At 75.7% G+C, this 15,548-nt stretch carries 13 protein-coding genes; 9 read left to right on the top strand and 4 right to left on the bottom strand.

The window, feature by feature from the left end; genetic code table 11:
• Positions 1–53 precede the first annotated feature (53 nt).
• Entirely contained in the window at positions 54–1,205 is a 1,152-nt protein-coding gene (locus tag ACIBPC_RS23910; protein WP_398847398.1) for an alkaline phosphatase PhoX, read from the bottom strand.
• 278 nt (positions 1,206–1,483) lie between these two features.
• Here ACIBPC_RS23910 and ACIBPC_RS23905 point away from each other — a divergent pair, with 278 nt between their 5' ends.
• From ACIBPC_RS23905 to ACIBPC_RS23875, 7 genes are all read left to right on the top strand, one after another.
• Positions 1,484–1,957 carry an STAS domain-containing protein gene (locus tag ACIBPC_RS23905; protein ID WP_398847396.1) on the top strand — a complete coding sequence of 158 codons (474 nt, stop codon included), beginning with the start codon at positions 1,484–1,486 and terminating at the stop codon, positions 1,955–1,957.
• A gap of 113 nt (positions 1,958–2,070) precedes the next feature.
• On the top strand, positions 2,071–2,508 hold the full coding sequence (locus ACIBPC_RS23900; protein ID WP_398847395.1) for an ATP-binding protein: 438 nt from the start codon (positions 2,071–2,073) through the stop codon (positions 2,506–2,508).
• Positions 2,509–2,858: 350 nt separating this feature from the next.
• Entirely contained in the window at positions 2,859–4,472 is a 1,614-nt protein-coding gene (locus ACIBPC_RS23895) for a SpoIIE family protein phosphatase (RefSeq protein WP_398847663.1), read from the top strand.
• Positions 4,469–5,590, top strand: a complete 1,122-nt coding sequence (locus ACIBPC_RS23890; protein WP_362959526.1) for a cobalamin-dependent protein — start codon at positions 4,469–4,471, stop codon at positions 5,588–5,590. Before ACIBPC_RS23895 ends, ACIBPC_RS23890 begins: the two co-directional genes overlap by 4 nt.
• Positions 5,587–5,976: an STAS domain-containing protein gene (locus ACIBPC_RS23885; protein ID WP_362959523.1), complete on the top strand. Its 390-nt coding sequence runs from the start codon at positions 5,587–5,589 to the stop codon at positions 5,974–5,976. Before ACIBPC_RS23890 ends, ACIBPC_RS23885 begins: the two co-directional genes overlap by 4 nt.
• 124 nt (positions 5,977–6,100) lie before the next feature.
• The gene (locus tag ACIBPC_RS23880) at positions 6,101–6,982 is read left to right on the top strand and encodes an RNA polymerase sigma factor SigF (protein WP_362959521.1); all 882 of its coding nucleotides are present in this window, start codon (positions 6,101–6,103) and stop codon (positions 6,980–6,982) included.
• A 190-nt stretch (positions 6,983–7,172) separates the two neighbouring features.
• Positions 7,173–9,068, top strand: a complete 1,896-nt coding sequence (locus tag ACIBPC_RS23875) for a glycoside hydrolase family 15 protein (RefSeq protein ID WP_398847393.1) — start codon at positions 7,173–7,175, stop codon at positions 9,066–9,068.
• Here the strand turns inward: ACIBPC_RS23875 and ACIBPC_RS23870 are convergent.
• The 3 genes from ACIBPC_RS23870 to ACIBPC_RS23860 form a co-directional block, all read right to left on the bottom strand.
• Entirely contained in the window at positions 9,050–9,409 is a 360-nt protein-coding gene (locus ACIBPC_RS23870; RefSeq protein WP_362959515.1) for a hypothetical protein, read from the bottom strand. The genes ACIBPC_RS23875 and ACIBPC_RS23870 overlap by 19 nt on opposite strands.
• Positions 9,406–9,849 carry a hypothetical protein gene (locus tag ACIBPC_RS23865; RefSeq protein ID WP_362959512.1) on the bottom strand — a complete coding sequence of 148 codons (444 nt, stop codon included), beginning with the start codon at positions 9,847–9,849 and terminating at the stop codon, positions 9,406–9,408. The genes ACIBPC_RS23870 and ACIBPC_RS23865 overlap by 4 nt, the downstream gene beginning before the upstream one ends.
• Before the next feature lie 217 nt (positions 9,850–10,066).
• A complete protein-coding gene (locus tag ACIBPC_RS23860; RefSeq protein WP_398847391.1) occupies positions 10,067–11,326 on the bottom strand; it encodes a glycoside hydrolase family 6 protein in 1,260 nt (419 codons plus the stop codon).
• Between the two features lie 286 nt (positions 11,327–11,612).
• Between ACIBPC_RS23860 and ACIBPC_RS23855 the strand changes: the two genes are divergently transcribed.
• Both ACIBPC_RS23855 and ACIBPC_RS23850 read left to right on the top strand, forming a co-directional pair.
• Complete coding sequence (locus ACIBPC_RS23855) at positions 11,613–12,731, top strand: glycoside hydrolase family 15 protein (protein ID WP_398847389.1); 1,119 nt, start codon at positions 11,613–11,615, stop codon at positions 12,729–12,731.
• A gap of 102 nt (positions 12,732–12,833) precedes the next feature.
• Entirely contained in the window at positions 12,834–15,536 is a 2,703-nt protein-coding gene (locus ACIBPC_RS23850; RefSeq protein ID WP_398847387.1) for an NACHT domain-containing protein, read from the top strand.
• Positions 15,537–15,548: the final 12 nt, after the last annotated feature.

Here is a 15,548-nt window from a genome sequence, read left to right as displayed (position 1 = left end):
GCGCGCCCCCGCGCACCGTCGGTTTCAGGACAGCCGCTCCGGGCCGGGCGCGGTCAGGCGGCCCCGCGGAACGGGCCCCGCACCTCGTAGGTGACGCCCGCGCCGTTGCTGTTGGACGCGCCCCGCTGGGAGGAGAAGTACAGCCGGTCGCCCGCGGGGCTGAACGCCGGGCCCGTGATCTCCGAGCCGCTGTGCCCGCTGACCCGCAGGAACGGCGCCACCACGTCGTCCGGGGTGATCAGGCAGATCTCCATCGTCCCGCCGTCCTCGGCCACGAACAGGTCGCCGCTGCCGCTCCCGGTGATGTTGTCCACGCCCGTCAGCGGCGGGGAGTCCACGAGGTCGTCGTCGTACACGACGGTGAGGGTCGTCGTCCTGGTGTCCAGGACCCACACCCGGTTGTCGCCCTTGGTCGTGAAGTAGCAGAGCCCGCCCCGGTAGTAGCAGCCCTCGCCGCCGTCGAACGCGCGCGTCCCGGCCACCTGCTGCCGGGTCCGCGTGGTCGCCGCCGACGGGTCGGGGACCGTGCGCCAGGCGAGGGCGCCGTCGTTCCCGGTGAGCACCTGGAGCGTCCCGGCCGACAGGTCGCCCCACGTACGGGGCGCGAACCGGTAGAACGCGCCGTCCGGTTCGTCCTCCGTGAGGTAGACGACCCGCAGGTCGGGGTCGCAGGCGGCCGCCTCGTGCTTGAAGCGGCCCATCGCGTCGCGGCGCACCGCCGCCGTCCGGCCGTGGGGGTCGGTCTCGTACACGAAGCCGCGGCTGACCTCCTCGCAGGACAGCCACGTGCCCCAGGGCGTAGCGCCGCCCGCGCAGTTGGTCGACGTGCCGGACAGGATCGCGTACGCGTCCGCGACCGTGCCGTCCGCGGCGAACCGCAGCGCCCCGGCGCCGCCCGAGCCGGAGCCCAGCTCGGCGTTGGACACGTAGATCCACCCCTGGCCGTCCGCGAAGCAGGCGCCGCCGTCGGGGGCGCCGTGCCAGGTGTGGCCCGTGCCCGCGACCTCGCGGGACGACCTGGCGACGATCCGGCTGCTGAAACCGCGCGGCAGGTGCAGGCCGTTGGCGTCGGCGGCGCCGAGCGGCCCGTACGGGCCGGTGCCGGGCCGGGCGGGGTAGGCGAGCGAGGAGCGGGACATGGTGAAGCCGAAGGCCACGGTGCCGGTGCCGACGACGGCACCGCGCAAGAGGGAGCGACGTTCCATGGCGGTTCCTCCTGAGACCGGGAGCGGTGGGGGAGCGGCGGCCGGTCACGCAGCGCCGCCGGTCGCGCACGCTCAGCTTAGGGCGCCCCGGCGCGCGCCGGAGCCACCGGCGGGCGAACTCCCGGCGGCCGTACGGCATCCCGCCGACGACGGGCGCCCGGCCCGTGCCGCCGGCCCGGGGGCTTCGGGTTCTTCTGTCCCGGATGCCGCCCGCCGAATCCGTCCGGCCCGCCCCTGGTGGGGGGCCGGGTGCGCGGCCTGCGGCGCGGGCCGCGAGAATGGCCCGCGACATCCACGGTCCTTCCCGCCTGCGCGCGGGGGCGGCGGCGGGTGCGGACGGCGCGGGCCGGGACGGTCCGGGGAAGTGGGCGATGATGGACGAGCTGGGAACGGTGCTGGCCGAGACGGTGGCCGGCGGCGTGCTCGTGGTCCGCGTGCTGGGCGAGATCGACGCCGAGAGCGCGACCGGTCTCGAGGAAGCGCTCGCGGTGTCCGGCCCGGCGGCGGCCCGGCGTACAGTGCGTACAGTGGTCGACCTGTCGGAGACGGACTTCGCCGACTCCCGGGTCCTCCACGTGCTCCTGACCGCCGAACGCGCCCACCGCGCCGCCGGGGGACGGATGGTGGTGGCGGGCCCGTTCGGCGAGACGGTACGGCGGCTCTTCGAGGTGACGGGCACCGCCGGGTACTTCACCCTGGCGGACACCGTCGAAGCCGCCCTGACGGAACTGGACCGGCCGCAGACCCCCTGACGGCCGGTGCCGCCGGAAGGGTGCATCGTCCAGCTTTTTCGGACAGGGTGCTCATGGGCCGTGTGCGACGGCCCGCGTCGGGCACGCGCATGTGGACGGCAGGGGGAAGAACTATGGAGCGCAAGGGCGTGTCGGCGGAAGAAGTGACGGGCAGGCACCACGGGCCGGTGCCCGTGAGTGCTGCGGCGGCCCGCAACCACGTCCAGCTCCTGCTGGCCGGACGCCTCCCGGCGCCCGGCGTCGACCCGAGAGACGACCTGACGCTCGCCGACGTCCTGCTCGTGACGTCGGAGCTGGTCACCAACGCCATCCGGCACGCGGGCGGCGTCACGGGCTTCTCGGCCGTCGTCTCGGACGAGGGCCTGTGCCTGTCGGTCAGCGACGGGAGCGACGAGATACCGCGCACGACCGTGGCCCACGCCGACGGGAACGGCCGCGTGTCCATCGGCGGTTATGGCTGGCCGCTCATCCACCGCCTCAGCCAGGACGTCACCGTCCTCCAGCTGACCGGTGGCGGGAAGACCATCCAGGTCGTCGTGCCCCTCGACTGACCCGCGTCCACCGCGTCCCCGCGCCCCCGGCACGCTCCCGCGCGCTGTCCGCCGCCGGGGCGCGCGCCCCGGCGGCCATTGCCATCCACGGGTCCGATGCGGGAGGCTGGGTTCCGGAAGACACGCCTCGCCCCATGCCCCGACGGGCATGACCCGGCAGGCGACCGCGTGTCCTGACAGCTGCGAGAGCCGGGTAGGCGAGAAAGGTGGTGGGCCCGCCCACGGTGGTGCCCCCGAGTGTGGACACGTCCGACATCCGTTCCGACAGCCCGCCCCATGCGGCCGACCACGGCAGCACGGTCGGCACCGTCAGCCCAGACGGTCCCCTCGCCACTGCCGCCATCCCCGGCATCGGCAGCGCCTGGGACGCCGCCCCCTGCCCCGCCCTCGCCGTGGACCGCACCGGCGCCGTACGCCGCGCCAACGAGGCCGCCCGCCGCCTCCTCCCACGCGCCGAGCCGGGCACACCCCTGTGCCACGCCGCCCCCGGCTGGCTCGCCGCCGCCCACCACGCCATCACCGACGGCACGGGCACCGGCGCGCTGACCCCTGCCGCCCACGGCCGCGTCGCCGACCGCCACATCGAGGCCCACCCCACCCCCGGCGACGACGGCGGCATCGTCTGGTGGCTCGTGGACGACACCGAACGCCGCCACGCCGAGGAGGCCCTGCGCCTCGAACAGCGGCGCACCGCCTTCATGGCCGAGACCTCCGAGGCGCTCCTCACCTCCCTCAACCTCGAACGCTGCTCCGAGGTGACCGCCCAACTGGCCACCCGGCACCTGGCCGACGCCGCCGTGGTCGTCGCCCCCGCCGCCGGCCGGCGCCTGCCCCTCACCTCCTGCGGCCCCGACGGACGGATCACCCGCGCCTTCGTCCGCGCCGACGCCGACCAGGTGCCGGGCCTCGGCGAGGCGCTCCGCGGCTTCCCGCCCGTGCCCTCCCGCTGGATCGACCCCGCGTCCGCCCCCGCCTGGCTGATCCCGCCGGGGCTCGACGGCGAGGTCGCGTCCCTCGTCATCACGCCGCTGCCGGGCCATGGCGTCCCGGCCGGGGCGCTCGTGCTGCTGCGCCGGGCGGGCCGCGGCGCGTTCACCGACGCCGAGGAGGAGACCGCGCGCCTCTTCGCCGCGCGGGCGGGCGTCGCCATCTCCGCGGCGCGCCTCTACGCCGAGCAGGCCGGCACCACGGCCACCCTCATGCGCGAACTGCTGCCGCCCCGCCTCCAGCACACCCACGGCGTCGAACTGGCCGGCGGCTACCGCGCCGCGCGCGCAGGGGAGCGCGTCGGCGGCGACTTCTACGACGTGTACCAGGCCCCGAGCGCGGGCGGCGAGTCCCTCGTCGTCCTCGGCGACGTCTGCGGCAAGGGCCTGGAGGCGGCCGTCCTCACCGGCAAGGTCCGCAACGCGCTCCAGACCCTCGCCCCCCTCTCCGTCGGCCACCAGCGCATCCTCGGCCTGCTCAACGACGCGCTGCTCGACTCCCGGCACACCCGCTTCGTCACGCTCGTCCTCGCCTCCGTCCTGCGCGAGGCCGGACGCGTGCGGCTGCGGCTGACCAGCGCGGGCCACCCGCCGCCGCTGATCGTCAGGACCGACGGCCGCGTGCACGAGGCCGACACCCAGGGCTCCCTCATCGGCGTCCTGCCCGAGGTGCAGTCGACCACCACCGTCACCCACCTCGCGCCGGGCGAGACGGCGCTGCTGTTCACGGACGGCATCACCGAGGCGCGCGGCGGCCCGCTCGGCGACGAACTCTTCGGCGACGAACGCCTGCGCGACGCGCTCGCCCAGTGCGCGGGCATGCCGGCCGAGGCCGTCGTCGAACGCGTGCAGATGCTCGCCTCGCAGTGGATCGGCGAAGGCGGGCACGACGACATGGCCGTCGTCGCCATCACCGCCCCCCGCCACGCGCACCTCAGCGCGGTGGACGGCCGCACACCAGGCAGGTACACCGCATGACCACCGGACACCCCGCACCGCCCCGGCCGCGCGCCGCCCCGCCCCGCGCCGCGCCGTCGCCCCGCACCCTGCTGTACGAGGCCGCGATCGCCGGGGACGAGTACGCCGCCGCCGCGATCGTGCGGCGCGCACTGGACGACGGCGCCGCCCCCGAGGACGTCCTCCTCGGCCTGATCGCCTCCGTCCAGCGGACCGTGGGCGAGGAGTGGGCCGCCGCGCGGATCAGCGTCGCCCAGGAGCACGCCGCGTCCGCCATCAGCGACCGCGTCATCGGGACGCTCGTCCACCGGTCGGCGCCCGGCCCCGCCGCCGGGCCGCCGCGCGGCCGGGTCACCGTCGCCTGCGTGGACGGCGAATGGCACGCGCTGCCCGCCCGGCTGCTGTCCGAGGTGCTGCGGCTGCGCGGCTGGCGGGTCGACTTCCTCGGCGCCCAGGTCCCCACGCCCCACCTGGTCACGCACCTCCACATGACCGGCGCCGACGCCGTGGCGCTCTCCGGCTCGCTCGCCACCCGCCTCCCCACCGCGCACGCCGCGATCACCGCCTGCCAGTCCGTGGGTGTCCCCGTCCTCGCGGGCGGCGCGGCCTTCGGCCCCGACGGACGGTACGCCCGGCTGCTCGGCGCCGACATGTGGGCGCCGGACGCCCGTACGGCCGCGGACCGCCTCGCCGACCGGCCGCCCGTCGCCGCCGCGCCCCACCCGCCGGGCGCGCTGCGGCACCTGGACGACCAGGAGTACACCTACGTCACCAGGACCGCGCCCCAGCTCGTCCGGGCCGCGCTCGCCGGGCTGGAGAGCCGCTTCCCGGCGCTGCGCGGGTACACCGAGCAGCAACTGCGGCACACCGCTGACGACATCGCGCAGATCGTCGACTTCCTCGCCGCGTCCCTGTACGCGGACGACCCGGAGCTGTTCACCGGCTTCGTCCGGTGGACCGCCGGCATCCTCGCCGCACGCGGCGTGCCCGCCCGTTCGCTCGTGCCCACCCTCGGCGTCCTGGCCGACCGGCTCGCCGACTTCCCGCGTGCGGCGCGGCACCTGGCCGAGGCGGCGCGGGCCGTGGACGGCGACGCACCGTCCCCCGGCGCGTCCACCGGCCAGGGGGCGGCCGCATGACCAGCCTGCCGTCCCGCGCCATCACCGCCACGGCGCCGAACCCGTTCACCGTCCGCCTCCAGGTCCACGGCGACCTGGACCGGGACACGGCGGACGAACTGCTCGAAGCGGTCACCGAGCAGCTCGCCCGCCATCCGGGACTGCTCCATCTGCGCCTGGATTTCGCCCGGCTCGGCGACTGCGACGCCCTCGGCCTGTCCTGCCTGCTGATGATCCAGCGCCGCGCCACCGCCGCCCGGGTCCGCCTGCACCTGGACAACCGCACGCCCCGCCTCGACCAACTCCTGCGCACCACCGGGACCTTGCACCACCTCACCCCCGGGCCGCCGCGCTCGGGGCAGTTCGGCCCTGGACCCCGGCGACAGGACCGGCCGGTGGCCGACTGACCAGGCGCGCGGGCCGCCGCGGACGGCGCCCGGAAGATCCCGCGAAAAAAAGATGCATGCCCGGGTGAGTCCCGGGTACGTGCCCGTTCAGGCACCACAGTCGAGCAGGTAAGGGGTGGACACCATGGCAGCTGTGACGGCGACGGCAGCGCACTCGGTGACGAAGACCGCGGAGAGCGCGGAGGACCTGGCCGGCGCCCCTCTGCCGCAGATCGGCGCCCCGCAGAAGGTGGCTCCGCGTGACGCGAGGGAGCTGTCGCGGGTCTTCTTCGCCCGGCTCGCCGTCCTCGAAGAGGGCACGCACGAGTACCAGTACGCGCGCAACACGCTCATCGAGATGAACCTCTCGCTGGTCCGCTACGCCGCCACGCGCTTCCGCGGCCGGGGCGACCAGATGGAGGACATCGTCCAGGTCGGCACCATCGGGCTGATCAAGGCGATCGACCGCTTCGAGCTGTCCCGCGAGGTCGAGTTCACCTCCTTCGCGGTGCCCTACATCGTCGGCGAGATCAAGCGCTTCTTCCGCGACACCAGCTGGGCCGTGCACGTCCCGCGCCGCCTCCAGGAGGCCAGGGTCGAACTGGCCAAGGCCACCGAGGAGCTGCGCACCCGGCTGGGCCGCACCCCGACCGTCGCCGAGCTGTCGGCCCTGATGAACCTCCCCGAGTCCGAGGTCATCGAGGCGCGCAAGGCGTCCAACGGCTACCACTCGACCTCCCTCGACGCCACGCTCACCGGCGAGTCCGGCATGGACGGCGAGGCGGTCCTCGCCGACTTCATCGGCCAGGAGGACGCGGGGATGCAGCTGGTGGAGGACATCAGCACCCTCGCCCCGATGGTCAGCAAGCTCGGCGAGCGCGACCGCCAGATCCTGCACATGCGCTTCGTGGACGAGATGACCCAGGCCCAGATCGGCGAGCAGCTCGGCATCTCCCAGATGCACGTCTCGCGGCTGCTGACCCGCATCCTCACCCGCCTGCGCAAGGGCATGCTGGCCGCCAACTGACCGACCGCCGACCGACCGACGGGGCCCGCCGCGGCCCCCGCACGACCGCACGCACCGCATCACGGCGCCCCGCCCCGCAACGGCACGTCCCGGGAGCCGCCGTCCGTCCCCACCGGTCCGCCGGCGGGGACGGACGGCGGCTCCCGCGCATCCGGCCGGGCACCGTGGACACGAGCAGGAGGGGGACGCGGTGTCCGCCGCACCGATCGAGGACTACGCCCTGCTGGGGGACCTCCAGACCGCGGCGCTGGTCAGCCGGGAAGGCTCCATCGACTGGCTGTGCCTGCCCCGCTTCGACTCGCCCGCGTGCTTCGCCGCGCTCCTCCACGACGAGACCGCGGGCCGCTGGCTGCTCGCGCCCGCCACCGGGGGCCGCACCACCGCCCGCCGCTACGTCGGCGACTCCCTCGTCCTGGAGAGCGAGTGGCGCACGCCCGACGGCACCGTCCGCGTCACCGACTGCATGCCGCCCCGGGGCGAGGCCGCCGACATCGTCCGCGTCGTCGAGGGCGTCTCGGGACGCGTCCCCATGCGCATGGACCTGCGGCTCCGCTTCGACTACGGCCAGCTCACGCCCTGGGTCCGCCCGGACGGCGGCGACCTCGCGGCCGTCGCCGGGCCCGACGCCGCCTGGCTGCGCACCGACGCCCCCACCACCGTCACCGACGACGGGCGGATCACCGCCGCGTTCACGGTGACGGCCGGGCAGCGCGTGCCGTTCGTCCTCACCCACCAGGCGTCCCACCTGCCGCGGCCCGAGCCGGTGGACGCGCTCGCGGCCGTCCCCGACACCCGGCGCTTCTGGGAGTCGTGGATGGCGGGCTGCCGCTACGAGGGCGGGTGGCAGGAACCGGTACGGCGCTCCCTCATCACGCTCAAGGCCCTCACCTACCGGCCCACCGGCGGCATCCTCGCCGCCGCCACCACCTCCCTGCCCGAGGAACCGGGCGGCACCCGCAACTGGGACTACCGCTTCTGCTGGCTGCGCGACTCGACCTTCACCCTCCAGGCCCTGCTGGGCACCGGGTTCGTCGAGGAGGCGCGGGCCTGGCGCGAGTGGCTGCTGCGCGCGGTCGCGGGCGACCCGGCGGACCTGCGCATCATGTACGGGCTCGACGGCACGCGCCGCCTCCCCGAGGCGGAACTCGGCTGGCTCGACGGCCACCAGGGCACCGGGCCCGTCCGGGTGGGCAACGCGGCGGCCGACCAGTTCCAGCTCGACGTCTGGGGCGAGGTCCTCGACAGCTTCCACCTCGCCGAGGAGAGCGGCATCGCCCCGGACGCGGACGCCCTCCGGATACAGCGCGCCCTGCTCGACCACCTGGAGGGCGCCTGGGACCAGCCGGACAACAGCCTGTGGGAAGTACGCGGCCCCCGCCGCCACTTCACCCACTCCAAGGTCATGGCCTGGGCCGGACTCGACCGCGCGGTGCACTCCGCGCGCCGCCACCCCGCCGACGCGCCGGTGGAGCGGTGGGCCGCCCTGCGCGACCGCATCCACGCCGAGGTCTGCGAGAAGGCGTACGACGCCGAGCGCAACACGTTCACGCAGTTCTATGGCTCACGCGGCCTCGACGCCGCGCTCCTGCTGCTGCCCCGCACCGGCTTCCTCCCGTGGGACGACCCGCGCGTGCGCGGCACGGTGGACGCCGTGCGCCGCGAACTCCACGAGGACGGCTTCGTCCTGCGCTACCGCCCCGAGGCCGACGGCGAGGTGGACGGACTGCCGGGCGGCGAGGGCGCGTTCGTCGCGTGCAGCTTCTGGCTCGCCGACGCGCTCCACGGCACCGGGCGCACCGCGGAGGCGCGCGACCTCTTCGAGCGGCTGCTCGCGCTGCGCAACGACGTGGGGCTCCTCAGCGAGGAGTACGACGTCGTGCGCGGGCACCACCTGGGGAACACCCCCCAGGCGTTCAGCATGGTCGGGCTGGTCAACACGGCGCGCGCCCTCAGCGGCGAGCACATCGCGACGCACGCCTCGCAGGGACGGCACGTCACGCCGTCCGCCCGCGACGGCGCGCCCGTCCCCGTGCCCGCGCCGGAGCGCGCCCCGACCGGGAGCAGCCGTCAGACGCCCGTCCGGTAGTACTCGTCCACCTGCGGCTCGGCCGCGACGGGTTCCATCCCGGCCCGCCGCAGCTGCGCCGCCCACCGGTCGGACGTCGTGACGAACGCGCGCAGCAGCGCTTCGAGGCGGGCGAGCCGCGTGCGCTGCTCCCGGTTCTCCTCGGTGACGCGTTCCACGGTGGCCTGGAGGACGGCGAGATCGACCCGCCGCTCCTCCGGGCCCGTCGTCACCGCGGCCACACGCGTGTGCGCCTCACCGGTGATCAGCGCCGCGGTCTTCGTGGCCCGCGCCGCGAGCCAGCCCGCGGCCAGCGCGCCCACCGGCCCGCCGATCGCCGCCACCGTCGTCCAAAGACTCATGCCGCCCCTTCCTTGACGGGACGCGCCGCCGGTACCGCCGCCGGCGCCGAGAACTCCGGTATCGCGCTGGCCCACATGATCACCCCGACGTGTGACGACAGGTACCAGGCGGCGATCCACAGCCCTCTCGTGTACTCGCCCGCGAGCCCGGCGGCCACGTACGCCGTGGACCACACGGTGGGCGGCGCCAGCGCGGCGGCGAACCCCGGCCAGTCGTGGCCGATCCGCACGCACGCCGCCGACACCGCCGCCACACCCGCGACCACCCACATCCACGCCCAGTAGTGCACGGGCGCGACCTCGGTCAGCAGCGTGAGCCCCTGCGGGTTGGGCGCCGGATCGAGGACGAACTGGAGGCCCCAGATGATCTCCCCTGCGCCGACGATGACCAGCAGGGCGCCACGGCGCCCGAGATGCCGCCGTATACGGGGGAACAGCATGGCGTGTCCGATCTGTTGGAGTCACTCACTAGCTTATGTGCCACGGAGTAACTCCTTGGTAACGCGTTGTCGCCCTCCCGTGTCAACGGCCTGGTGGACGGCGGTCGAAGCGGGAGGCGGCGGGGCCGCGCGCGACGGGCCCGCCGCGCCCGGTCGTTCGCGCGTGGTGCCCGCGCCGCCCTGCTTCCGGCGCCGCGCGCCGGGGGCGGGGCGTCAACTAGTCACCCAGGGCCAGGTGGTAGGCGATCTCGGGGGAGAACGTGCCGGGCGCCGCGGCGCAACCGTCCGCCTCGCCCGGGGGCTTCACCCACAGGTAGGCGGCGATCGCGGGGTCGCCCGTGTCCGTGGTGGGGCGTTCGCCGAGGCGGCGGCCCCCCGGGTCGCACCACTCCTCGCCGACCGGGCCGTTGCCGTTGCGGCTGGTGTCGATCACGGCGTGCAGGCCGCCGCCGAGCGCGCCGAGGACGTCCTTGGCGTAGGCCGTCTCGTCCGCCGTGGTGCGGAAGTTGGCGACGTTGGTGAAGATGCCGTCCGCGCTCTCCCGGGCCCCGGCGGCGCGCAGCCTGGCGGCCATGTCGGCCGGGTCGTGCCACTGGGAGTGGCCCGCGTCGAAGTAGACGCGGGCCCGGGGATTGGCGGCGTGGAGGGTGTCGGCGGCGCGGGCGAGCGCGGCGTCGCGCGCGTGCTTCGCGTCGGGGGCCATGCAGTCGTTGAGCGCCAGCGAGTCCGGTTCGAGGATCACCATGACGGGGCCGCTGCCCAGACCGGCGGCGAAACGTTCCATCCAGTGCCCGTACGCGGCCGTGTCGGGGGCGCCGCCGCCCGAGTGGCCGCCGCAGTCGCGGCTCGGCAGGACGTAGCTCACCAGGACCGGCACGTCGCCCGACGCCTCGGCCGCCGACGTGACGGCCCGCACCTCGCCCGTCACCCCGTCGGGGTCGTACCGCGTGAACCACACGCCCTGCGGCTCGTCCGCTATCTCCTCGGCGATGACCGAACGCCTGCCGTCCTGGGGATTGTCCGCGACCCACCGGCTCACCTGGCCGCCCGGGTTGACGAACAGCCCGGCCCGGATGGGCGCGCCGCCCCCGGCGGGCCTGGCGCCGCGCCCGCCCGTCCCGCCGCCGCCTCCGCCGCCCGCGCCGTCACCGCCGCCGTCCGCCGCCTCCGCGCCGTCGCCGCCGGTCCCGCCGTCCGCCGCGTCCCGCTCCCCGGTCGGGGACGGGGGCACCACGGACTCGTCGGGCGAGGGGGCGATCAGGGACTCGTCGGCGGGCGGCGCGGCGACGGGGGCGTCCGTCCCGGACGTCGGTCCCGCCACGGCCTCGCGGTCCCCGCCTCCGCCGCCGTCCCCGCCGCCGGACACGACCACGGCCGTGCCGGTCACGGCCAGCACCCCGGCGACCCCGGTGGCGAGCAGGACCTTGGCGCGTGTGGACAGCGGACTGCGGAAGTCGGGCACTCGGCAGGGGGCCACGGCGGCGGAATCCTCTCGGCGGGCTCACGCCGGCGCGAGAGCACTCAGCTGATCAGTCGAGCAGATCATTCACGCTCGCTGACCACCCGTCAATCCCCGCCAGTCACCCTCCGCCCCTCCCGCACCGCCGTCCGCCGTGCGCCCGGGACGGTGAACGCGCCGCCACCCGGACGGGTGCTTCTGCCGCCTCCCGGCCCCCGCTCCGCCTCACGGACCGCCGCCGGGGGAAGGCTGTCCCCGGGGCACGTCCCGGTTCCCCGCCCTCACCCCCCCCGGAGGCAAGCCCGTGTCCACCACCGACCACCGGCGCCTCGTGGCACGGAGCCTGGACGTCATCACCGGCAACCAGGACGCGGGCGGCGGCTATCCGGCCAGTCCGGCGTACCCGGTGTACGGCTTCTCGTGGTTCCGCGACGGCTCGTTCATCGCCGAGGCGGCGTCCCGCGCGGGCGCGCCCGGCTCGGCCACCGCGTTCCACGACTGGTGCGCCCGGATGGTGACCGACCGCGCCGACCGCGTCCTGCGCGTCGTCGCCGCGCACCGCGGCGGCGGGCGGTCCGCCGACCGCGACTACCTGCCGACGCGCTTCACGCTCGACGGGCGCGACCCGGACGTCGCGGGCTGGGGCGAGTTCCAGACGGACGGGTACGGCACCTGGCTCTGGTCGCTCACGGCCCACCTGGAGCGGCACGGGCTCGACCCCGCCCCGTACCGCGACGCCGTCGCCCTGGTCGTGGACTACCTCGCCGTCACCTGGGACCTGCCCTGCAACGACTGGTGGGAGGAGTCGGGGGACGAGCGGCACGTCTCCACCCTCGGCGCGATCCAGGGCGGCCTGGCCGCCGCCGCGCGGGCGGGCCTGGCGGACCCCGAGGCCGTCGGCCCGGTCCTCGCGGACGCCGGGAACCTCGTCGCCGAGGAGGGCACGCTGCGCGGGCGGCTCACCAAGTGGCTGGGGAACGACGCGGTGGACGCGAGCCTCGTCGCGTGCCTGACCCCGTTCGCCGTCACCGACCCGTACGGCCGCGTCGCGGCGCGCACGCTCGCCGCCGTCGAGCGCGACCTGCTGGAACCGGGCGGCGGTGTCCACCGCTACCTGGACGACGTCTTCTACGGCGGCGGGCAGTGGCCGGTGCTGGCCGGTCTCCTCGGCTGGCACCACGCGCGCACCGGCCGCACGGCCGCCGCCAGGCGGCAGCTCGACTGGATCGCCGCCCAGGCGACCCCTGACGGACTGCTGCCGGAACAGGCCGTCGGCGCGCGCCTGTTGCACCCCGAGCAGCTCGCGCCCTGGGAGGAGCGGTGGGGCCCCGTCGCGACCCCGCTGCTGTGGTCGCACGCGATGTACGTGATCCTCGCCGACGCCCTCGGCATCCACCCCACCGGGCCCACGCATCACCCGTGAAGGTGATGCGACGTCAACCAGCGTGACGCGTCGTGCCGTTGACGGGCCGGTCCGGTCACCGACCGGTCCCGCGCGGGGCGGGCACGGACCATAATGCCCTCCATGCCGGAGGCACCGGAGCCACCTTCCATCCGCAACGTCATGAGCGGCGGCACCGCCGAGTACGTGATCCAGATCGGCCAGGTCCACGGCGACGTGACGGTCCACGTACCCCCGCCGCGCGACCCCGTGGACCGCGCCGCCCACGCCCTCGCCCGCGTCGTCCGCGCCCAGTGGTCCGCCGAACTGCGCGCCCAGGACGCCGCCGCCGCCGACGAGCCGCTCCCCGTCCGCTGGCACGCCGACCGCCCCGGCCCCCGCGCCGCCGCCCCCGGGCAGGACGGCAGCGTGTCCCGGCTGGCCGACGCCCTGCTCGCCCTCGAACGGCGGCGGCTCGTCGTCCTCGGTCCGCCGGGCTCGGGGAAGTCCACCCTGGCCGTGCTGCTGACGCTCGACCTCGCCGCGCGCCGTTCACGCGGCGAGCCGGTGCCCGTCCCGGTCCCGCTGACGCTTGAGTCGTTCGACCCGTTCCGCGAGGACTTCCACCGCTGGGTGGTCCGGCGCGTCACCGAGGAGTACCCGGGCCTGCCCGCCGTCGAGGGGGCCGCTCCGGCGCGGCGGCTCGTCGGCGAAGGGCTGCTCCTGCCCGTGCTCGACGGCCTCGACGAACTGCCCGAGCACCGCAGGGCCGACGTCGTCCGGGCCGTGGACGCCGCGCTCGGGCCCGAACACCCCGTCGTCCTCGCGTCGAGGACCGAGGCGTACGCGGCCGTGCGTGCCTCCGGCGCCGAGATCACCCGTGCCGTGACACTGCACGCCCAGCCCGTGGACCTCGCCGACGCGACGCGCTACCTCGTCCGTTCCGCCCGTTCCCCTGTCCGCGACCGCTGGGCCTGGACGGCGGCCGCGCTCGCCGCCGCCCCGGACGGGCCCGTCGCCAGGACGCTGACGAGCCCGCTGATGATCTGGCTGGCCCGCCGCGCCTACGAGACGCCGCCCGCCGACCCGTGCGACCTGCTGACACGCCGCTTCCCGGTCGTCGCGGACGTCGAACACCATCTGCTGGACGCGGTGTTCGCGGCCACCTTCACCGAACGCCCGCAGTCCCTGGAGCGCCTGCACGCGCCCGGCCGCTGGCACCCCGACCGCGCGCGCCACTGGCTCACGGCACTCGCCCGCCACCTCGACCGGCGGCACACGACCGAGCTGGCCTGGTGGCGCCTGCACCGCACGCCGCTGGTCCTCGCGCTCCTCCCGCTGGTGCTGCTGGCGGCGGGCCTCGCCCTGTCCGTTCCGGTGGACGCCTTCATCGCCTGGTACGGCGACCGCCGCTCGGACCCGGGCTTCGACTGGGGCGCGACCGAACTCGGCATGGAGACCTCGCTCGCCATGGGGATGACGCTGTGCTTCCTGATGTGGCGGTCCACCGAGTTCTGGTTCGGCAGCCGCCTGTGGCAGCCGCGCAGACGCGCCAACCCCTTCCGCATCGGCGCCGCCCTGCGGTCCGCGCGGCGGCCCGTGGCGGTGCGCCGCGGGCTGGCGGCCGCGCTGGTGATCGTGGTGCCGACCGCCGGGCTCGGCCTGATCGTCGCGGGCGCGTCGGACACGCGTCCCTACCTGGTGATGATCGTGACCGGATGCGTCCTCGCGCCGCTCGCCATGGCCGTCATCGCCGCGCCCGCCGACACGGAGGACGCGGCGACGCCGGGGGAACTGCTGCGGGGCGAGCGGCGGGCCGCGCTGCTGTCGGCCGGGGTGGTCGCGCCGCTGTTCGGCGTCGGCCAGGGGGCGTTCGGCTGGTTCTGGGGCGGCACGGCGGCGGACGCCCTGGCGCGGGGCGCGGTCGGCTGGCTCGGGCCGGCGGCGCTCCTGGTGCTGCTGAGCCCCTGGAGCCGGTGGCTGTTCGCCAAGGCGGCGCTCGCGACGGTGGGCAGGGTGCCGTGGTCGCTCATGGAGTTCCTGCGGGACGCGCACCGGGGCGGGCTGCTGCAACAGAGCGGCGGCGTCTACCGGTTCAGGCACCTGCGGCTCCAGGAGCACCTGACACGCGCGCACGCGGCCGCGTCCGCCGTCACCCCCGTTCCCTTGCAGTCCCCGCGGCCGCCCGCCGAGGCGCCCTGGCAGCACCCCACGCAGGCCGTCCCCCCGCCGCGCCCGGCGCGTCCATCCCCCGAACCGATGCCCTCCCTGCGGACGACGCTGCTTGCGGCCGAACGGCAGCCGCTCGCCGCCCGCAAGCACTGGACCGTCCTGGAGGACAGCCCCGCCGCCTTCCGCGCCGTCGGACGCGAGCGGCGCGTGGTGATGGCGCACTGGCCCGTGTTCGTCTTCATCAGCGGCCTGACGCTGCTGCGCGGCGCGATCTCGGGCAGCTGGGCCACGGGTGTAGGGGGCGCGGTGGCGTGGCTGCTCCTCGCGCTGCTCGTGTCCTTCCTCTCGTGGCTGCTCAAGCCCCCGCTGCGCACCGAGCTGCACATCACGGCGGATCACTTGCTGTTCGCCATCGGCAGGCGCCACGGGTGGAGCGCGTGGAACGACGTGGACGCCGTCGTACTGCGCCGGGTCATGCGGCGGGGCCGCGACAGCAAGGTGTACGGAGTCCACGTCCATCTGCGCCCCGGCGCCGCCCCGTTGCACCGGGCACTGCACAGCGGCGGGGGCTGGTACTGCGTGCTGCCGCTGTCGGTCGTGCGTGCCGTGCCGGACGATCTGGCGGCGGCGCTCGCCAGGTTCGCCGGGCCCAGGTGGCGCCCGCCGCCGGGGTGACGGGCCCGCCGG

The sequence above is a fragment of the Streptomyces sp. NPDC049879 genome (assembly GCF_044461265.1).
Taxonomy (GTDB): Bacteria; Actinomycetota; Actinomycetes; order Streptomycetales; family Streptomycetaceae; genus Streptomyces.
Note: the sequence above shows the minus strand (reverse complement) of the source record. Positions and strands in the feature narration are given on the sequence as shown.